Origin of the sequence: Vibrio lentus, from assembly GCF_002875945.1 — a bacterium.
Lineage (GTDB): Bacteria > Pseudomonadota > Gammaproteobacteria > Enterobacterales > Vibrionaceae > Vibrio > Vibrio apostichopi.
On sequence record NZ_MCZK01000146.1, the window covers coordinates 1 to 20345 of the forward strand.

Annotated in this window: 14 protein-coding genes; 6 read left to right on the top strand and 8 right to left on the bottom strand. The window is 43.5% G+C overall.

Translation table 11 applies throughout. The features are described from left to right. Positions 1 to 212: 212 nt before the first annotated feature. From BCT49_RS17095 to BCT49_RS17110, 4 genes are all read right to left on the bottom strand, one after another. On the bottom strand, positions 213 to 1874 hold the full coding sequence (locus BCT49_RS17095; RefSeq protein WP_102436894.1) for an ABC-ATPase domain-containing protein: 1662 nt from the start codon (positions 1872 to 1874) through the stop codon (positions 213 to 215). Between the two features lie 119 nt (positions 1875 to 1993). Beyond that, complete coding sequence (locus tag BCT49_RS17100; RefSeq protein WP_102436896.1) at positions 1994 to 3901, bottom strand: sensor domain-containing phosphodiesterase; 1908 nt, start codon at positions 3899 to 3901, stop codon at positions 1994 to 1996. A 179-nt stretch (positions 3902 to 4080) separates the two neighbouring features. Further along, positions 4081 to 5280, bottom strand: coding sequence for an enoyl-ACP reductase FabV (gene fabV, locus BCT49_RS17105; RefSeq protein ID WP_102436898.1), 1200 nt, complete (start codon positions 5278 to 5280; stop codon positions 4081 to 4083). 81 nt (positions 5281 to 5361) lie between these two features. Continuing rightward, on the bottom strand, positions 5362 to 5985 hold the full coding sequence (locus BCT49_RS17110) for an arylesterase (RefSeq protein ID WP_102311994.1): 624 nt from the start codon (positions 5983 to 5985) through the stop codon (positions 5362 to 5364). Here BCT49_RS17110 and BCT49_RS17115 point away from each other — a divergent pair. From BCT49_RS17115 to BCT49_RS17125, 3 genes are all read left to right on the top strand, one after another. Continuing rightward, entirely contained in the window at positions 5984 to 6658 is a 675-nt protein-coding gene (locus tag BCT49_RS17115) for an ABC transporter ATP-binding protein (RefSeq protein ID WP_102436900.1), read from the top strand. The two genes, BCT49_RS17110 and BCT49_RS17115, sit on opposite strands and share 2 nt — an antisense overlap. A 1-nt stretch (position 6659) precedes the next feature. Continuing rightward, a complete protein-coding gene (locus BCT49_RS17120; RefSeq protein WP_102436902.1) occupies positions 6660 to 9098 on the top strand; it encodes an ABC transporter permease in 2439 nt (812 codons plus the stop codon). A gap of 556 nt (positions 9099 to 9654) precedes the next feature. Then, on the top strand, positions 9655 to 11109 hold the full coding sequence (locus BCT49_RS17125) for an FAD-dependent oxidoreductase (protein WP_102436904.1): 1455 nt from the start codon (positions 9655 to 9657) through the stop codon (positions 11107 to 11109). A gap of 155 nt (positions 11110 to 11264) precedes the next feature. Here BCT49_RS17125 and BCT49_RS17130 read toward each other — a convergent pair whose 3' ends face one another. The 3 genes from BCT49_RS17130 to BCT49_RS17140 all read right to left on the bottom strand — a co-directional run bounded on the left by BCT49_RS17130 (position 11265) and on the right by BCT49_RS17140 (position 13909). Then, positions 11265 to 12203: a biotin-dependent carboxyltransferase family protein gene (locus BCT49_RS17130; RefSeq protein ID WP_102436906.1), complete on the bottom strand. Its 939-nt coding sequence runs from the start codon at positions 12201 to 12203 to the stop codon at positions 11265 to 11267. Beyond that, positions 12196 to 12981, bottom strand: coding sequence for a 5-oxoprolinase subunit B family protein (locus BCT49_RS17135; protein ID WP_102436909.1), 786 nt, complete (start codon positions 12979 to 12981; stop codon positions 12196 to 12198). Before BCT49_RS17135 ends, BCT49_RS17130 begins: the two co-directional genes overlap by 8 nt. A 184-nt stretch (positions 12982 to 13165) precedes the next feature. Further along, entirely contained in the window at positions 13166 to 13909 is a 744-nt protein-coding gene (locus BCT49_RS17140) for a 5-oxoprolinase subunit PxpA (RefSeq protein ID WP_102436911.1), read from the bottom strand. 291 nt (positions 13910 to 14200) lie between these two features. Between BCT49_RS17140 and BCT49_RS17145 the strand changes: the two genes are divergently transcribed. The 3 genes from BCT49_RS17145 to galE all read left to right on the top strand — a co-directional run bounded on the left by BCT49_RS17145 (position 14201) and on the right by galE (position 17807). After that, positions 14201 to 14737 (top strand): YfiR family protein, encoded by a 537-nt coding sequence (locus BCT49_RS17145; protein WP_102436913.1) that lies wholly within the window; start codon positions 14201 to 14203, stop codon positions 14735 to 14737. Beyond that, on the top strand, positions 14737 to 16719 hold the full coding sequence (locus BCT49_RS17150; RefSeq protein ID WP_102436915.1) for a sensor domain-containing diguanylate cyclase: 1983 nt from the start codon (positions 14737 to 14739) through the stop codon (positions 16717 to 16719). The genes BCT49_RS17145 and BCT49_RS17150 overlap by 1 nt, the downstream gene beginning before the upstream one ends. A 74-nt stretch (positions 16720 to 16793) precedes the next feature. Beyond that, on the top strand, positions 16794 to 17807 hold the full coding sequence (gene galE, locus BCT49_RS17155; RefSeq protein WP_102383148.1) for a UDP-glucose 4-epimerase GalE: 1014 nt from the start codon (positions 16794 to 16796) through the stop codon (positions 17805 to 17807). Positions 17808 to 18168: 361 nt separating this feature from the next. Here the strand turns inward: galE and BCT49_RS17160 are convergent, their stop codons facing one another. Further along, the gene (locus tag BCT49_RS17160) at positions 18169 to 20316 is read right to left on the bottom strand and encodes a TonB-dependent hemoglobin/transferrin/lactoferrin family receptor (protein WP_102436918.1); all 2148 of its coding nucleotides are present in this window, start codon (positions 20314 to 20316) and stop codon (positions 18169 to 18171) included. Positions 20317 to 20345 lie beyond the last annotated feature (29 nt).

The window sequence follows — 20345 nt, forward strand, 5'->3', positions numbered from 1 at the left end:
TCTAAGCGGAGAAGAGCCATCAACGTATGGCGAATGTAAGCTCACTCAGCATTCAACGTGTTGATAATCTGTTAATTAAGAATCAGGTCATTGAATTACTTGGATGTGGAAACGGGTATCGAGAGAATAAGCTCGAGGTAGGTTCAAGCCAAAAAAACGGCCCTCATAAATGAGAGCCGTAGTACGAGATAAGGTTAACTTAACGCGCCATATTAGTTGGAGTTAGAAGGTTTGAACTGAGATTTACGCATACGGTTTAGTGCAGCCATTACATCTAATACTCTTGGCTTCGCCAAGTCACCGTAATTTGGCATGTTCACGTGCCACTCGTCGCTTAAGATAGCGCTAAACTCTTTAGCAGGGTTGTTTGACCAGCCTGGAGTTTGTGCAAACTGGAACCAAGCCCAACCAATCGCGTTCACTTCTGAAGTTGACTCTAACTGCTCTAATGCAGAAAGGTCCGCGAATTCCTTACCAAAACGCAGTGACTCTTTGCCTTTCGCGTTAACACGGAATTTGCCGTCAGTAAGAATGTTCATCAGTGCTGCCCGATTTAACGAGCGAGGAACAAACGTTTCTAATGCTGTCTCACATTCGTTAATTCGCTGAGTAGGGTGTTGAGCAATGACTTCTTGTGCTTTTTCGGTTACGTCTACCGCTTGGTAGTCGTGCATTTGAATCACAGTGTCAGCCACATCTAAGTAATCGCCAGAGCCACCCATTACCACGATAGTTGAGATGTCCATCTCTTCACGAAGTTGGCCAATACGGTCAACAAGTGGAGTGATAGGTTCAGCACCTTTTGATACTAGCGCTTGCATACGTTCGTCACGAATCATGAAGTTAGTCGCTGACGTATCCTCATCGATAAGGAGCGTTTGTACACCCGCTTCAATAGATTCTTGTAACCAAGCTGCTTGCGAAGTTGAACCAGACGCATCTTGTGTGCTGAAATCAGACGTATCTTTCTGCATTGGTAAATGGTTGATGTAGTTTGAAAGGTTCAAATTATGTACACATCGGCCATCTTCTGCACGGATCTTCATGGTATCAGTCGCCGTCACGATACCTTCACGACCATCACCTGGAATATGGTTGTAGATAGAACGTTCAACGGCGTTCAATAGTGTAGATTTACCATGGAAACCACCACCAACGATCAGTGTAATACCTTTAGGAATGCCTAAACCGGTTACATCACCTTGGTTTGGTGTGTTTAACGTAACACTCAAAGACTCTGGTGCTAGGAAAGGAACCGCGCCTTTCATTGGTAAATCACAATTACCTGCGATACGAGGTAATACGCTGCCATTTGCTACGAATGCCGCTAGGTTGTTTTCTTCCAATTGAGCGCGCAATGCGTCTTGGTCTTCAACGGCTTCACAATGCTTAATCATCGCTTCAATGTTGAGTTCGCGTTCAAGCGTTGCGCGACGAATAAACTTAGGCAAATAGAACGTAATGATGTTGATTGCTTTCTTTGCAAGAATACTACGACCATCAGCAGGTAGGTTGATACGAAAACGGATTTCGATACCGTGCTCGGTGAAAACCACAGCGGTGTTATCCAAAACAGTCTGGCCCGTTAGTGCGATAGACACGGTCGCTTCTTGCTTAGCAAATTCAGAGAAGCTACGTGCAATAAAATCACGAGCTGCTACTTGGTATTCGTAAGACTTTTCTTTCAGCCAACCTAACCCTGTTAACGACCAAGCGCGTGTTGCGCGAAAACGTGAAGAAGATGCGTACGGGTCACCTTGAACGTGGTCGATGTGTAATTCGAAATCAGCAAAGTCGTATTGACCTTTAATTTGTTGATATGCGCGGAAGTTTTGTTTTTCGAGCTTTTTAAGCTTTGCAGTCAACTGATCCATAACGAGGAATGCCTATATAAAGGGAAGATAAAAACAGAAAGGCGGCGATTATAAAAATCACCACCTTTAGAGTAAAGAGAAAGTAGGCCTAAATCCAAAACAAACTGCTCTTTTTCGCTTTAAGCGTAACGAGTTGACCCCAAATAGTTTTGATTGACTAAGCTGTGTTCGAATTCTTGCCCAGGCATCGGCTTACCGTAGAGGTAACCTTGACCAACATCGCAGCCTTCTTCAACGATGAACTGCTCCTGAACTTCTGATTCAATGCCTTCGATGGTGACTTTTAAGTCGAGCTTTTTAGCAATTTGAACAATCGAACGAACAATCTCTTTGTCTTCACTTGAGTTCAACATTTGGTCGACAAAGCTCTTATCGATTTTGATCGCGTCAAATGGGAATTTCTTAAGGTAACTGAATGAGGCATAGCCCGTACCGAAATCATCAAGTGACAATGTAACACCGATGTCATGCAGAGATTCCAAGGTGTTCTTAGCAACCACTTCATCAGCGATAAGGCCGCTTTCAGTGACTTCAAGTTCTAAAAAGTGCGGTTCAAGGTGATAAGTTTCTAGGAGGTGAATAACCTGCTCGGCAAAGTGCACGTTCTTAAGTTGAACGGCGGACACATTGACAGCCATTTTGAAATCATCGACGTATAGCGACCACTCTTTGGCTTTTTCAATCGCATTACGCAACACAAAGCTGCCAACCTCGAATATCAAACCATTCTGTTCAGCCATGTGAATCAAGGTTTCATTAGAGATATCACCAAGAACTGGGTGCCTCCAACGTAACAGTGCTTCTGCGCCAACCCATCGATGAGTGAGCGGGCAGACTTTCGGCTGGAAATAGAGCATCAAGTCGTCATTACGCACGGCGTGTAACAAATAACCTTCGATCTTGTTCAGGTGACTTTGCTCTTCGGTATGTGACTGAGAGTAATAAGCAAACTTTTGCCCCGAGTCTTTACAGGCAAGCATCGCTTCTGACGATTTTTGCAGCACACTTTCTGCATCATCTTCGTTGTCAGTTATCGCAATGCCGATAAAAGCATGCAAATGAACCTTGTCATTATCTATGGCGAACTCTGAATGGCCAACATTAACCAAGCTCTTGCACAGCTCCTCGAGTCGATGCTGTAAATCCTTAACGCTGAACGCTAATACGAGATCGACAGAAGTAGGGCGTGCCGTGAAAACTTCAACATCGGAGATGCTTTCGATTCGCTGACGGTATTCGACCAGCACTTGGTCTAATGCGTTATAACCGTAACGTGCTTGGATACGTCGACCATTGGTAAAGCCGATATGAATGACAGCGTATGAACAATCAGTCAGTCTATTCTGTGTAGACAACCTTTGGTTTAAGCGAGATTCAAATGCGTTGCGATTCAAAAAGCCGGTACCGAGATCGTGGTTTTTCTGAAAGTTTATTTTTTGTTCAGCCGCTTTGCGTTTATCAATCTCTTGGTTGAGTGAGTAGTTCAGGCTCGCAAGATCTTTCGTTCGAGTGTAAACGCGGTTTTTTAACTCTTCATTCATCTGAGTCAGTTTCGCGTGTTGAAACAAAGTCTTGAGCTGAGATTCGATTGAAGTACGAAAGCTTTCGAGTAACTTGATATAGGTTGGCGTGTAGTGGTTTTCTTTAGAGTCTAAGATGCAGATCGTACCGAACAACTCGCCATTTGGCCAAAGTAACGGAATACCACAATACGAGACTAAACCAAGTTTGATATCAGGGTTATCTTCCCACTCGGGATCAGCCAAGGCGTTAGGTACAACAAGATTTTGCTGCGATTCCATGACGCTTTCGCAGTACAACCCATTGCCTAATGTTTCTGAGTCGCCTTGGGCATAGGGGTTATTTTCGCTGCGGCTGGTTGAAAAAACTTCGATGGAGTTACTATGGACACGCATGATGAGAGCGGCTGGAACCTGAGTGATCTGAGCCAGCAAGTCGACAATATTTTGCCAACCGGATTTCATGTCGTCTGGGATGTCTAAATCTAGAGTTTTAATTTTCTTCATATGACTCCGAGTCAATTATGCTTAATGCATCAACACATCCTGTGTTAATTATGATGAAACCAAATAGCCTGTGAATATTACGTTAATTAAGTATAAGAAAAGTTGCAGAAAAAAACCTCTGCAATTTTGCAGAGGTTTTCAAATGTGAATCCGGGTCTCAGTAATGAGATAAGTTTCGATTAAGGCTTTAACTTTATAAAATCTTGAGTGTTAAGTTTCTGGTTATAGTCTACCGATGGTTGAGCGAACCCGTTCAACTGTAAAAACTCTTCTTTAAAACCTTGATAGTCGCCGATGGATTGGAAGTTGTTTTCGTCCATCGCTTCAAGCAACTCTGTCACGTGAGCTTGGGTTTCTGGTTCGAGTTCCCATTCATCCATTCGTACGAGTCGTTCACCATCAAGTGGCACTTTTTCCTGACCATACAGTTTGCTGTTAAACAAGCGTTGCATCTGTTCGATACAACCTTCGTGAGTTTCTTTCTCTTTCATCACTTTGTATAAAGCAAGCAAGTAGGGGCTTAAACCCGGAATGAATACACTCGCTTTCGTTACTAATGCCTTACACACAGTCGCGTAAGCATTACCGCCGAAGTTGGCTAGTTCGAGATTTAACGCATGGCTGGTTTGATGAAGGTCGATCTTGGCGCGCCCCAAAGTACCGTCTAAGTAGATAGGGTGCGTCACTTCTGGGCCAACATAAGAAAATGCGATGGTTTTACAGCCTGGAGCAATAGATTCAGCGTTGATCAGCTCATCTATCCAGTTTTCCCAGTCTTCGCCACCCATGACTTTAAGTGTGCTCTCGGCTTCTTCTTCGGTTGCTGCTTCCAGCGTGTTGGTTACCCAATGATCGTGCTCAAGAGATATAGTCGCGCCAGTGACGCTTTCACCGATTGGCTTTATCGCAGAGCGCCAGAATTCTTCAGAATCTGGTTTCGGTCTTACACCAGCAGCTAAGCTGTAGATAATCAGATCCACTTCACCTTCGAAGTAAGTTTCGATGGCTTCGACAACTTGTGAGCGTGTTTCTTGTGAAAAGGCATCGCCAACGATGTTGATCGCAGTACGCTGCTCTCGTTCGGCTTCTTTTCTGAAGTAGATGTTGTTGTACCAGCCAGCAGTGCCTAAGGATTTTTCACTAGGACCGCGCTCGAATGAGACGCCGATAGTGTCAGCTTTTGCACCGCCAAAGGTAAGGGCGATACGAGCGGCAAGGCCGAAGCCGGAGGATGCGCCGATGATCAGGACTCGTTTAGGGCCATCTTTGATTTGCGGCGCACTCTTAACAAATTTGATCTGTTGCTTTACGGCTTCTTGACAGCCAATAGGGTGAGCGCTTTTGGCTACCACACCCTTGATAATAGGTTCGATCAGCATAAATAACCTTACAGTTAACGGTGATATGCACTCAGGCTAACGTAAAGCTGTGTAAAATTTATTGAGCTAGACCATTAAAACCTAAAGATACTGATATAATTCTTCGGCGACGAATTCAGCGATCCAAGGTTGAGCTTCTGGTTTTGGATGCAGTCCATCGTTCATCATCCACTCAGGTTTGAGGATGATGTGCTCAAGGAAAAAGGGCAAAAGTGGCACGTCTTGTTGATCAGACAGCGATGTAAAAACGTACTCGAATTGTTCGTTGTAACGTTTGCCGTAGTTAGGTGGGATTTTAATCTGCATCATAATTGGTTTCGCGCCAGCAGCTTTTACTTGCTCGATGATCTGATCCAGATTCGCAGACATAAGCTTAGGTGGGAAGCCACGCAGTCCATCATTCGCGCCAAGTTCAATAAGAACGGTGTCTGGGGCGTGTTCTTCAAGCAGTTGCGGTAAACGCGCTAAGCCATTGCCCGTTGTGTCACCAGAAATACTCCCGTTGACCACGTTCACGGTTTTATCATGTTTTTCCAATGCGTCTGGCAACAAACTTGGCCAGCTTTGCTTGATATCCATGTTGTAACCCGCACTCAAGCTATCGCCAAGTACCAATAACTTGGAAACTTGAGCTGACGTAGAGCTTTGAGCTAACGAAGCGGTTGAAAATAAAATAAAAAATAAAAAGGAAATTAGTCGAGTCATGCATACATCCATCATAAAAGCAGAAGCTGTTTCCAAGACAGTGTCTACTAATCAAGAACATTTAACAATCTTAGAGCAAGTTGATATCGATATTCGTGAGGGTGAAACGGTTGCGATTGTCGGTACTTCAGGTGCGGGTAAATCCACGTTAATGACACTGCTTGCAGGGCTCGATGTGCCAACTTCTGGCGAAATCAGTTTGTTAGGTCAACCTCTATCACAGCTGGATGATGAAGCGAGAGCCAAAATCCGCAGTGAATCCGTTGGGTTTGTTTTCCAAAGCTTCTTATTGATTCCAAGCCTTTCTGCGCTGCAAAACGTCACACTACCTTGTCTGTTAAAAGGTGAAAACGAAGACATTGAACGCGCGACAGCTCTACTTGAGTCCGTGGGCTTGAAAGATAGGCTTGATCACTTGCCATCTCAACTGTCAGGGGGCGAACAACAAAGGGTCGCATTGGCTCGTGCGTTTATGATTAAGCCTAAAATTTTGTTTGCCGATGAACCAACGGGCAACCTAGACCAACAAACCGCAGCGAAAATAGTCGAGTTGTTGTTTGAACTCAATTCATCGCACGGCACCACACTTGTTCTCGTTACGCACGACCCTAAACTCGCACAGCGTTGCCAACGAACCTTGAAAATGCATGTCGGTCACATAGAGGAAGTGTAAATTGAATTCATCACACGGACTGAACAAACGACTGTTTTCATGGAGCATCGAAGAGATTCGACATGGTCAGCTATGGCCAGTATCCATCGCTTTAACGCTCATCATTGCTTGTGTGTTCGCGCTTTCAGCTTTGGCTGAGCGTATGGAACAAGTGATCGTAAAGCAGGGTAAAGATGCGTTAACCGCCGACAGTGTATTTGTCTCGGCAAACCCAATCCCTCAACCCTTGTTAGATCTGACTCAGGTTGAACAGTTAGAAAGCTCTCAGCTGACTCGTTTCTCCACCATGGCATTCAGTGATAACTCGATGCAGTTGGTTACCGTTAAAGCCGTAGAGAGCAATTACCCTTTACGCGGTGAAATGATACTGGAAGGCGCAGATAATGCGGCAAGCAATCATGTTGAACCGGGTGAATTGTGGCTTGATGAGCGCATATTTGCACAGCTAGAAGTTGAGATAGGTGACAATGTCACGATAGGCGATGCTGATTTAACAATCACAGGGCGTATCACGCAAGAACCGGGCTTGAGCTTTAACCCTTTCCAACAAATGCCTGCTGTTCTGATTCATAATAACGATGTTGAAGCGACAGGCGCAATCCAACCAGGCAGCCGCGTTAGCTTTAGACTGTTTTTAAATGGTGATGAATCGAAACTCAAAGCCGCACAAGACAGTATCGAACTGACACCAAGTGATCGCTGGCGTACACAAGACTCAGCCAGTCGTACCAACGACATGTTTGAAAGCACCACTCAATATTTATCACTAACGGTAGCTATCGTAGTGATCATGGCTGCGACTACTTTAGTGCTGACTTGCCAACACTATGTGGCGAGTCGTCGAAAAACCATCGCGATGCTTAAAAGCTTAGGTGCGAGTAAGCAGTGGATCATTAAATGGCTATCTGTACAGGTATCTCTGTTAGTCGTTATTGGCGCTGTACTCGGTATCGCTATTGGTATTGGTTTAGAGTTTTTATTGCGAATTCCACTTGGTGACTTACTGCCAACACCACTTCCTAGCTATGGTGCTGAACCTGCAATACTGGCTATCGTATCAAGCATCTTGATTGGTGTGCCTGCGTTAGGTATCCCACTAATAGGTTTGGTCAACACATCGGCCATTAGCGTTATTCAATTAAATCACCAGTTACGTGAAAGTTATAAAAAGTACCTGTTGTTGCTTGTGCCCATTATTCCAATGATGTTGATGTACGGCGATAACTTGTTGGTGTGGATTGTCTTAGCTGGGATCGCTTGTCTGTTCTTAGTATTAGCGGTCGTGAGTAATGTGGTATTGCGCTTGTTTGGCAAGTTACCGACATCAACCTCAATGCGTTTGGCGTTAAGTCGAATCAATCGCACACCTTTTGCTACTGGTATTCAGTTCGGGTCTTTAGCGTTGTCTTTGATGCTGCTATCGATTATCTGGCTAGTGAGAAGCGATTTGTTGTCGGATTGGCAACAAACCTTACCTGAAAACGCGCCCAATGCGTTTGCACTGAACATTGCGAGCTATGAGAAAGACGATTATCTCGCGACCATTGATGCCAACGATGTAGAGCGTACTCAGGCGTTCCCAATTATTCGTGGCCGCTTAACCACAATAAACGGAGTCGAAGCGAACGAGTACAGTGATACATCGGAAGGGACAGATGCACTAAGCCGAGAGATTAACTTTACGTGGGGAGATTCTCTCCCAGTCTATAACGAAGTGCTTGAAGGTACTTGGACTCAAGAGAAAGGTGTATCCGTTGAATCTGAAGTGGCTGAACAGCTAGGCTTGGAGATTGGTGATGAGCTAGCTTTCACGATAAACAGCCAAAGCGTTGTGGCTAACGTGAATAGCATCAGGAAGGTAGAGTGGCGTGAAATGAAGCCAAACTTCTACTTCATCTTTACACCGGATGTACTGAGTGCCATTCCTTCTACTTGGTTGGTGAGCTTCAGATTAGAAGAGCAGCACAATCAAATGCTCAACGATCTGTCACGTAATCACCCGACTGTAAGTTTGATGGACATTCGTAAGATGGGCAGCAAGATACAAGAGCTGCTTAAACAAATCGTCTGGTCAATAACCGTGCTCGCAGCACTTGGCGTGGTAGCGGGGCTGTTGTTAATTTTCACACTGCTAAGATTGAGCTTATCTCAGAGACAGCAAGAGATTCGTTTATATCGAACCTTAGGGGCGAGTAAGAAGCGCATTCTCAATACCATTTGGTGTGAATATGGATTGATGGCACTGGTGGCGGGCTCGATTGCAGCCTTAGGCTCTGAGCTCAGCGTCGCTGGCGTGATGAACTTTGGCTTCGAGTTAGAACCATCACTTCACCCAATGTTGTGGATTGTTTTGCCCGTGCTGACTTTCATGACCTTGGCAGCGGTGGTCAACAGTTTGATTAAACGTTTGTTGGCGCCAGTAAACAAAGATTTCGGATAAGCATTAAAAACGACATTGGTTAAGTAAAGGTGGGTGACTAACGTACGTCACCCACACTTTTTAAAGCGGTCTAGCAGCGAATACCTATTTACATCTTTTAGGTCCCTCGCGATAGGCCGCTTTTTATTTAACCAACTCGCATGACTAACAAGATATATCTCACCTTAAAATGGACATTTCTCAGCATTAATTAAAACTCATTGTTCAATATCGCCGATTTTATGAACATCGGTTAGTCCCTGTAAACAAAGGGTTTGCGCAACTTAGCAAGAACGTTATCAACAGTTATCCACAAAAACGGTGGATAACTTTAGGGATAAGTTAACGTCGGTGTTTTACGAGTATTGAGACAGCCTTTATGTGGCGTCACTTAGGACAAATCTGACTGTTAGAATAACCTTCAAACCTCAATCTAGAGTTATTAAGTCAAGAGATTATTTTTGTTTTTTACATTGATATTAATAAGCAGAATGCTAAGACCTTGATAAAAATGTGATTTAATTCATCGCCGAACAAAAGTAGAATGGGGGCAGTTAATCTAATTCTACAGAACACGATGAACCACAACAAAACGGATACAAATCAACCTTCTATTGCCATTGTTGGCGGCGGTATTGCCGGAACCACGAGCGCTATTCATTTTAGTGAGCTGGGTTTTAAGGTCATTATCATGGAAAAAGGGCCAAGTTTGGTTAATGGACCACCCATTTGCCACTTGCACGCTGGCGGCAATTTGTATCGAGATATTTCTGTAGAGCAGTGTCTTCAATTGCTCACGCAGTCGATTGATACTGTCCGATTATTCCCTCACACGATCAATATTCGACCGACAATCATCGCTGTGCCACATAGTGATGGTGGCGAACCGATGGATTTACTTCCTCGCCTTAAGCTCATTAAACAAGCGTATGCTGATCTTGTTAAACAAGATAAAAGCAATCAAGTGCTTGGCGATCCGGAAGAGTATTACAAGCTTTATAGCAAAGAGGATTTGTTAGCGCTTTCTACAAAGACGCAGCCTCTGAAACCTGCATCGCTCGATGAATGGTGTATTCCTTTTGCTAAACACACTGATTTAGACACGCTTAAGTACCCAGTTGCGATGGTTCAAGAGTATGGATGGAGTGTATTCCGACTGTCCGCGACAGCTCAGTTGTCCCTTGATAAACAATCGAATTGTACTGTGTTGACTAACAGCCGTTTACAATCTGTTGAATCGACGGGAGAAGGCTGGTCTTTAACTTACACAGATCGTGAAAATCAAAGCCGTAACCTGACGGCAGATTACTTGATTAATGCGAGTGGTTTCGAGACCGGCATCGTTGACGACTTTGTTGGATCTAAGCAACAAAGACTGGTTGAATTTAAAGCCGCGTACGTTACTGAGTGGCCATATTCACAAGAATGTAAGGAAGAGTGGCCAGAGGTTATCTTTCATGGTCCAAGAGGCACTCCACAAGGTATGGCGCAATTAACGCCGTATGCTGATGGTGTGTTCCAGCTTCATGGCATGACAGAGGGAATTACTCTGTTTGAGGGCGGATTGGTTTCATCTTCAACGGATTCATCACAGCCTCAGTTGCCTTCAAAGCTGCTTAAGAAAATCGTATCCGGTTGGAGTGAAGAGCAGCTTGAATTAAGAACGCGAGCGGCGATCACTCATATGTCTCAGTTCATTCCAAGCTTTGCTTCTGCTGAAGTTGGCGGCAAGCCGCTTTTCGGTGCGCAGCAAATTCCGGGGACGGACCCAAGCTTGAGAGCTTCAGACGTGTCTTTCTGCGGTGAGCGCTATGCTCGACTTGAAGTCGTAAAAGCGTCTTCCACGTTAGAAGCCGCGCAAAAGGTTGCTGAGCAATGGTTTGATATAGCTGAATCGGTATCGATTGAAGATACGCACTCAGTGACAATGTCACTTAACATGAATGATATTGAAAACAGAGCGATAGGATTAACCAAAGAGCGCGGTTACCCAGATGCGCTTGCGAAGGTATCAGGGCAAGATCACGGTTAAAAGCGGTGCAATTCTCCTAGAAGCTTATACCTTAACCTAGAACCACGATATCCAAATACAAAATCCAGCTTGCTGTAAACAGTAAGCTGGATTTTTCTATTTAGACGTCTAGTTTATCTACCTTAATCGAGTGTTATGTATCGAGAGCAAATACATCAATAACCGAAAAACTGTGCCCACTGGCACCACACATCTTGTAGCCCCAAGCGATCGCCTTTACTAAACGATATTTCATGCCCCGGTTTTGCTTGAGCTAACCTCGGTAAGTCAATTCGAGCGATACAACCAATCTTCGGATACCCACCAATGGTTTGTCGATCGTTCAATAACACGATAGGTTGTCCGTCTTGTGGGATTTGAATCGCCCCAAGTGCAATTCCCTCAGATAATAGAGAGATATCAGGAGAAGCGACCGACTCGCCACTGAGTCGATAGCCCATACGGTTCGAATTCTGGTCAACACGATAACTGGAGCTATAGAGCGTTTCCTTCGCAGATTCAGAAAACAGATTGCACTGATAGCCTTCAATAATGCGCAAATTCAAAGGTAGGTTATAGTTGGGCTTGTATCTGAACGTGACACTCAATGACTTGAAAGGTTGAGCGAGAGGATGCGTTGAGAAAGCTATCTTCTGACCTTGTTGGCAAGGTTCGCCATTTTGGGTAAGACCGCCAATCTTTTCTCTTGTGACCGTAGAACGACTATTCAAAGTCACAGGAACATCAAACCCTCCCTTAATCGCTAAATAGGCTCGAAGGCCATTCTTCGGCAATCCAAAAGATAAAATCTGCCCAGTTCGAGCTTGGAAAGTACTCCAGTTATCAAGCTTTTGACCATCCAAAGCCGCCTGTAAATCTCCGCCACATATCGACATTTCGCAATCGTGATCGATCTTGAAAGCACATTGTCCTAAAGTAATTTCTAACGCGGCTAAGTTTACTGGGTTTTGTAATAGGTGATTAGCCCAACTGTAAGAGTAATCATCCACTGGGCCACCTTGTGTTAAACCGAGGTGTGCGACACCAAACCGTCCGAAGTCTTGAATCAAACTCATTGGACCCGGCTTAAGTACTGTCAGTGTTGGCTTAACCATTAAGTACACCTCCTAGTTCAATGAATTCTTTCTTAGTGATGGCTTTAAACTGCACGCTATCGCCAACATTCAATAATGAGAGACTTTGTGAGGTTATGTCTGCGTTGGTTAATTGGTCATAGTCGAACAAAGATAAAGGGCAGTTACCTATAATATTCCATCCACCTGGTGCGTCAGATGGATAAACAGCCGTTTTTGAACCCGCAATAGCAATACTGCCTTTAGGCACACTTAAACGCGGAGTCGCATGGCGTGGCAACACCAGTTCATCAACCACATCAGACATGAAGGCAAAACCGGGAATAAAGCCAATTGCACTAACGTGATATGTCTGAGAGGTGTGATGAGTAATGACAGAATCTAACGATAACCCTTTGTCTTGGTATCGTTCTAAATCGAGTGCGGTTTCTTTAGAGTAATAGGCGGGCAACTCTACAACGTTTGATCGAGAATGGTTGCTCGCAAGTGTCGACAAGGATTGAGTGAGTACGGTGTTAAGTTGTTCGACCAATTGTTGTTCAGATATTCGGTAAGGAAGGTAATCCACCAATATTGTGTGATAAGCCGGTGTCACGTTCATTAATACTGACGCGAAATGTTGTCGAATGGCTTCAGAAAAGTGGGCCATGTATCGAGAATCATCTGCGCTTGAACTATCTGCACTTGAACTGCGCTCTACACTTTGCGTCACGTTTGAGGAGTAAGCCGACTTTAATGTAACTAGAACACTGCACTCTGCGACAGGGTCGATATTGAATTCAATCTTGTTCATCTTCATTTCGCTTCCATACTGATACGAAGAAATACGCTTTAAAGTACCATTCGTGCCAATCACAGCATAAGCAGTTTTGGTAATTGGCCATGGTTTCTTGTTTTGTGGTCTTATCTTATCGCTTTATTTTTAACTAACCGCTTTGACACTTACAGCTTTATAGCTTTATAGCTTTATAGCTTTCGCAGTATTAATTAAAAGCGTTGAGGTCTTGTCTGATTTTTTTAATCAATGCGATCGATTGTGGATTATCGCCATGGACACAAATCGTGTCGGCTTCAATAGGGAGTCGTTCACCTTCGAGCGTTGTGACTGATCCGTAATTGACGATCTGCATGACTTGGTTATAGATATCATCTTGATTGACATACACCGAACCTTTTAAAGTTCTCGGCGCTAACTGTCCACTGTTTAAATAAGCTCTGTCTGCGAACGCTTCAAAGAGTAGAGGTAAATCATGATCATCAGCGATGTCTAAATACTGTTGATTATCAGAAGAAGAGAGAATCATTAAAGGAATGTTGAACTCAGCAACCGCTTGAGCAACGGCGTTAAACACATCGGTGTGTGCCATCATATCGTTATAAAGGGCACCATGAGGCTTCACATACCCAACCGTTGTATGGTGATAACGACACAGGGCTTGCAGTGCGCCCACTTGATAGCAAACTAGTTCGCTGATCTCGTCCATAGTGTGAGGGATTGAGCGTCGCCCAAAGCCAACAAGATCTTGATAGCCGGGATGAGCACCTATCTGAGTATGGTAGTGTTCGGCAAGCTTAATAGTCTTAGACATCACGTGGGGATCGGACGCATGAAAACCACAGGCAATATTTGCCATGTCGACCCATTCCATGACCGATTCATCATCGCCCATCTTCCAATTGCCGAAACTTTCTCCCATGTCGCAATTAAGCAAAATCTTCATTGTCACTTGCTTTCAATCCTTTACGTTTAGGTTCTTACTGACGTTCGTATAAATGACGGAATTAAACAGTGACCTGTTTCAAAGTTTTGGTACCAGAAACTTATCAGTATTCCATTTCATATATAGTGAGCGAATAAACAAAAGATTCGACTCTGCCTATAAAGTAAGTGAACTCAGGGTATTTCCCGCGAACTCACTCAAATTTAGCATGAATGAAAGCAACGATTGTGTGCCGTCATTAAAAAGTCTTTACCCCAATCACATTTAACTACGAATAGATTTACGTAAGGGTATCTCATGAGTGTCAAAAGGCTCGAGCAACGTGCCGAATTCTGTCAATCATTTGCAATTGGTACACTTGCGTTGATTTTACTTCTTACTTCTTTTGCTTCGAACGCGACGAGTTTCAGCTCCAATGAAATGAAGGCCATGTATCTGTTAAGAATCGCTAATTTTATCCGCTGGGATAACGAGAGTCAGATGAATAGCGTCGATTTTTGTGTGATTGGGGATAAAGAAGTCAGTGATGTGCTTACCTCATTTACCAATGGCGAAACAATGCGCTTACTGCCTATTCATGTGCATCAAACTGTCACAACACAGTGCGATATCACTTACTTTACTGTTGCTGATGAAGGGTTTGATAACAGTCTATATTCGCCCAATATGATTACTGTCAGTCCGACTCCTAACTTTACTCGCATGGGAGGTGTCGTTGAGCTTGTTACTGTTGATAACAAAACTAAACCCAAGATCAATTTGGACAACGCCAAAAGAGGCAACTACATCATAGGCTCAAATTTGTTACGTATCGCTGTCGTGGAGGGTAATTAATGTTGTCTTTCATCAAGAAGTTATCCATCAAAAACAAGCTTATCCTGCCGATCATCTTGTTTGTGTCTGTTGCCTTTATCACAATTCAATCGATTAATTACACTGTCACTTTTGAGCGAGAGAAAGATAACCTGATACAACGAGTTAAAGTGTTGGCCCAAGGCGTGGCATACAATCTACAAGCCGCTATTTTGTTTGAAGACAAAACCTCCGCAAACGAAATTTTGTCTGCCTTTGCAGCCGATAAGGACATCGTGCGAGTAAAGTTATTTGATCACGACAACCAGTTATTTGCTAGCTATCAGGTCGATAATACCGTCATACCTAGGCCTAATGCCGATGAGATCAAAGATATCGCCGCTCAGCAGTTTGCGATCTCAGAAGACTACATTTATCTCTCGGTACCTATTTGGCTAGATGATGAAGTGATAGCAAAGCTACGCGTCACGATATCCAAACAGACGTTTGCTAAGATTCTGACCAACATTTTAAAAGTCGCGGTGATCTATTTATTGCTGCTCGTACTTCTCGGGATCGTGCTCGTAACCATGGTTCAACGTTTCATTATTCAACCCATGTTTGAGTTAAATGAAGCAATGCAGGCATTTGTCGAGCGTCGTTCAGAGCAACCCAAATTAACAGCCGTAAGTAACGATGAGATTGGCGACTTAGTTCGTGCATTCAATACCATGTTAGAAAGGCTGAAGCATCGTGACAGTCAAATCAATTTCACATTAGATAAACTGCAAGAAGAAAAGTCTTTTGCGAACGAAGTCATTGAAACGGTTCAGCATTCACTATTGGTTGTCGATCGAAAAGGGGCCATTGTTCACGCTAATGCTGCTACACGAGACATCTTTAAGTGTACCGAAGCTTTTCTTGAAAACATGTCGATTCAAGAGCTCATCGCGACCAAGCCACCAGGTTTTTTACAAGCCGCGTTAAGCTCTAATATCGAGCTTAACGACGAAATGATCGAAAGCATTGATCTGTTCCAATCTAAGCAATGGCTACAAATTAGTAGCCGATCGTTATCAAAGCATGGCCATACTCTGTTTGCGATACAAGACGTGACCGAGATCGAAACGGCAATGAGCCGTCAACGACTTGCGGCAGGCGTATTTGAGAATAGTAAAGATGGGCTAATCGTGCTCAATTCGTCGAATGTTATTACCATGGTTAACCCAGCGGTCACACAGTTACTTGGTTATCATGCTGACTTGCTGGTGGACAAAACGCCGTTTGAAGTCTTCTCTTGGCAGCAGTTTTCATCCTTAATGCCGACAATTCGCAGCTCTCTTGAAAACTATGGTCAATGGCAAGGAGAAGTGTGGGAGCAAAATGTTTCAGGCACTTTGGTTCCAATGTTCGTCAAAGTAAATCGAATAGTCTCGGATCGTAAAGAAGGCGATTTTGATATGGTATTAACTTTATCTGATCTCTCTAATGTTAAAGAGATGGAGCGATTGGAACACTTAGCGCATCACGATGCATTGACCGGTTTAGCTAATCGCGCGCAACTTTATAAGTTCTTAGATGGTGTCGTATCTGCGAGTCATTATTCAAATCAACAGTTTGCGGTACTTTACTTAGATCTTGATGGCTTTAAACGTATAAACGATACCTACGGACACGATGCTGGAGACGAAATACTTAAGACGGTTTCTGACCGCTTGCTTTCGCAAGTAAGAGCAGGGGATTTAGTCGCACGTTTGTCGGGTGATGAATTTGTACTTATTATTAAACAGACCGACAAAAACTTAATCGCCAGGTTAGCGGAGCGTTTGTTGGATCTTATCGAACAAGAAGTGAACTACAAACAACGAACACTGAAAGTCGGTGCAAGTATAGGAATCCATTTAGTCGACGGATCAGACAAAGATCTCGACACGATTCTAAAAATGGCTGATGAAGCGATGTACCAAGCGAAGCACAAAGGAAAAGGTCAATATACCTTCTCTGCAGACAATCAACAGTACTGATGTCTGTTAGCTCGAGTTAAGTTGTTGTATCATAAGCCATAGGTTGAGTATTTTTATAAAGGTTTTTACTAAGCATGAATGTTTTAGTTACAGGTGGCATGGGCTACATCGGCAGTCACACAAGTATCCAAATGATCAATGCAGGCATGACACCTGTTCTTTTTGATAACTTGTACAATAGCAAACCGAGCGTATTAGAACGTATCGAGAAAGTGTCTGGCGTTCGTCCTGATTTTATTGAAGGCGACATTCGCGATAAAGCACTGCTAATTGAAACTATGAAGCAACATAACATCGAAGCTGTTATCCACTTTGCTGGTTTGAAAGCGGTTGGTGAATCCGTTGCTAAGCCTCTTGAATACTACGACAACAATGTAAATGGTTCGCTAGTTCTTGTTGATGCAATGCGTGAAGCTGGTGTGAAAACACTGGTGTTTAGTTCATCAGCAACGGTATACGGCGATCCAGCAAGTGTTCCAATTACTGAAGATTTCCCAACAAGTGCAACCAACCCTTATGGCCGTAGTAAGCTAATGGTTGAAGAGTGCTTAACCGATTTCCAACAAGCAAATCCAGATTGGAGCATTACACTGCTGCGTTACTTTAACCCAGTCGGTTCTCATCCAAGTGGTGAGTTAGGTGAAGATCCGCAAGGTATCCCAAATAACCTAATGCCATTCGTATCTCAAGTGGCTGTAGGCCGTCGTGAATTCTTATCAGTATTCGGTAGCGATTACCCAACAAAAGACGGCACTGGCGTACGTGATTACATCCACGTCATGGATCTATCTGACGGTCATATTGCTGCACTTGAGAAAGTAGGGCGTAAAGATGGTCTTCATATCTACAACCTTGGTACAGGCAACGGTTCAAGTGTATTAGACATGGTTAAGGCGTTCGAGAAAGCGAGCGGTAAACAAGTCCCCTATCAATTGGTCGATCGTCGCCCAGGTGATATCGCAGAATGCTGGGCAGATCCGGCAAAAGCTCAGAAAGAATTGGGCTGGAATGCGACACGTACACTGACTGATATGACCGAAGATACGTGGCGCTGGCAGTCAACGAACCCTGATGGTTTCCCTAGTTGATCTAGTCGTTTCATGAATAGTTAACGTACAAAAAGATGCTCTAGGGCATCTTTTTTGATCTAAATCGAATAAAAAGTAATTTAGTGGTTAAAAAGTATCATTCTGTATTCGTTGTGTTACTATGCTCGCGAATTATATGTTTAATGTTAATTTTCTTTGGAGTTAATCATGGAACTAGGCCTAATCATCACTTTCATCATTGCTGCTGCAGTAATGGTTAAGAAAGAAATGGCAGAGAAGTAAGACGTAATTTCACTTATTCCTTTTTGATACAATTTTTAGTGAAATAGATAAAAGCCAGCATTAAGCTGGCTTTTTAGTTTCTGCTATATAAGCTTTTTTGTATCAGCTATTTAACGAATTAGAATTCGTATTTAGCTGAGATGCCGTAGTTTCTTTCCGCTTGAGAGTTTTCTTTGTAAAGCTCATCGTCGCCGCGAATGTCGTTCCAACGGTAGTACTCTTCATTCGTTAAGTTAAACACGCCACCACGAATAGTCAGATCTTTGATTGGTTTGTAGTAAGCCGTCAAGTCAACAACCGTAGCACTTGGAAGCTCAGCTTGACCAGCGTTGCCGCCACTTTCGTCATCGAAGTTGATGTCTGAACTAGACTTGTCAGCCGTGTAGTTTAACTTAAGGCTAGTACCCCAGTTTTGGTTTGGAGCATCGTAGTTAAGACCGAATACAGCATTCCAAGGGTTAACACTATTTAGTGCATTTCCGTTTCCGTCTTCACCTTCAGTGTATGACGCAACGAAGTGTGTCGAAATACCTTCAGGCGCGCCTACCAAAACATCCCAAAGTAACGTGTTCGAGAATTCAATCCCCTTAATCGTTGCCGAATCTAAGTTAACGTTAGAATAGTGCGTCATTCCGCCAACCTTTTTCGTAACCACTGTCTCGATGAAATCATCGTAGTCACTGTAGTAAGCCGCAATTTCAGATGATGAAGCTTGAGTATTGTGACGGTAGCCTAACTCGTAAGAGATACTGGTTTCTGACTTAAGATCTGGGTTTGGATCATTTACGTAGCCGTGTCCAGGGTTGTCATAGGTGTAATAAAGCTCATCAAAAGAAGGAGCTCTAAAGCCTTGGCTTATTTGGCCAAAAATAGTGCCTGTATCTGTCAGTTTGTAGGTTGAACCTAAACGACTTGTTACGGCAGAATCAGAGAAATCAGTCAACGATTCGGTAGTGCTGCTGCCTGGATCCGTTGAGAAGTAATCAAAACGAACACCTGGAGTCACAACCAGCTTGTCATTCATTAGGCTAATTTCATCTTGAACAAACAAGCCGAATTTTTGCTCTTTAGCATCAGGAGTGTATACATAAAGCTGATCATCAGTAGCTGGATCAGAGTTGTACTCCATGTTGGTGTTACTAATGTCACTATGTGTATAAGTCGCACCATACACTAGGTAATGGTTGTTAATTTCTTTATCTAACTGCGTCTCGATTTCAAGCTTATCTTCGGTGTACTCGTAGTCTTTAGTTTGTAAGTTGTCGTTGTTAGCTGGTACCCAAGGTGGCATACCTGGACCAGCAGGTTTAAAGCGCTTCGTTACACCATTTTCTTCTTTAGAAATGTACGATACTTTGCTCGTTACGGTATCGGCAATTGCGCCATCAGCAAACCAAATGTGCTTAATGGCGAATCGATTTTGCGTTGTGTCATCAGCACCAGTATAGCTATCGTAGCTTGAGTGGTAGATGTCAGAGTCTGAAGTATCTTTGATTAGCTCAGCTAAAAACTCAATACGATGACTTTCGTTTAACTGGTATTGCAACTTAACTAAAAGATTATCTGCTGAGGTATCTTGACCTTCTACAGCGTAGTTCTCTAAGTCGTTAGGGTTACGGAAGTTTTGCAACTCTTCACCATCTCGACGAGTGTAGGCTACCAATGTTTCTAGGTCGCCGAATCGATTCGCTAACGCAACATGTTCGCTAAAAGAATTGTCTTCTGAAGAGTAAGACAGTTTAGCTTGGCCACCAAAATCTTCGCCATCTTTTAAGAAATCAGAAGGGTCTTTAGTTTCGAAAGCAACGACGCCGCCAATAGCGTCACTTCCGTGTAAACTTGAAGCAGCGCCTTTGATGATTTCGACGCTTTTCAACATATCGGGGTCGATTGAAATACCGCTAGAGTTAATAAATGCATAAGGGCCACCATCAAATGAACCTGGTTGCGATGAACCATCAACCAAAATCTTAACGCGTTTGCCTTCCATTCCACGAATGTTGATAGTCTGTGCGCCTTGGCGAGAGCTCGAATTCATCGTCACACCCGGAGTGTATTCGAAGATTTCGTTAACATCTTTTGCCATGTTCTCTTCGATTTGCTCGTCAGAGATGACAGTCACAGAAGCCGCAGTATTGATAAGTGTTTGATTCGTACGAGTCGAAGATACAACAACCTCGTCAAATAGGGCATAATCTTCAGCAAAGGCTGAAGTTGATGAAAGCGCTAAAACGATTGAAGCAGAGAGTAGGGATTGCTTATACATCTGATAGTTACCTTAATTCCATAGTATTA

Bases quoted from the DNA above. Each gene is read 5' to 3' on its own strand.
- BCT49_RS17130 (WP_102436906.1), bottom strand. From the start codon at position 12,203: ATGGTTAAGCCAACACTGACAGTACTTAAGCCGGGTCCAATGAGTTTG.
- BCT49_RS17110 (WP_102311994.1), bottom strand. From the start codon at position 5,985: ATGACTCGACTAATTTCCTTTTTATTTTTTATTTTATTTTCAACCGCT.
- BCT49_RS17150 (WP_102436915.1), top strand. From the start codon at position 14,737: ATGTTGTCTTTCATCAAGAAGTTATCCATCAAAAACAAGCTTATCCTG.
- BCT49_RS17115 (WP_102436900.1), top strand. From the start codon at position 5,984: ATGCATACATCCATCATAAAAGCAGAAGCTGTTTCCAAGACAGTGTCT.
- BCT49_RS17095 (WP_102436894.1), bottom strand. From the start codon at position 1,874: ATGGATCAGTTGACTGCAAAGCTTAAAAAGCTCGAAAAACAAAACTTC.
- BCT49_RS17100 (WP_102436896.1), bottom strand. From the start codon at position 3,901: ATGAAGAAAATTAAAACTCTAGATTTAGACATCCCAGACGACATGAAA.
- fabV (WP_102436898.1), bottom strand. From the start codon at position 5,280: ATGCTGATCGAACCTATTATCAAGGGTGTGGTAGCCAAAAGCGCTCAC.
- BCT49_RS17160 (WP_102436918.1), bottom strand. From the start codon at position 20,316: ATGTATAAGCAATCCCTACTCTCTGCTTCAATCGTTTTAGCGCTTTCA.
- BCT49_RS17145 (WP_102436913.1), top strand. From the start codon at position 14,201: ATGAGTGTCAAAAGGCTCGAGCAACGTGCCGAATTCTGTCAATCATTT.
- galE (WP_102383148.1), top strand. From the start codon at position 16,794: ATGAATGTTTTAGTTACAGGTGGCATGGGCTACATCGGCAGTCACACA.
- BCT49_RS17135 (WP_102436909.1), bottom strand. From the start codon at position 12,981: ATGAAGATGAACAAGATTGAATTCAATATCGACCCTGTCGCAGAGTGC.
- BCT49_RS17125 (WP_102436904.1), top strand. From the start codon at position 9,655: ATGAACCACAACAAAACGGATACAAATCAACCTTCTATTGCCATTGTT.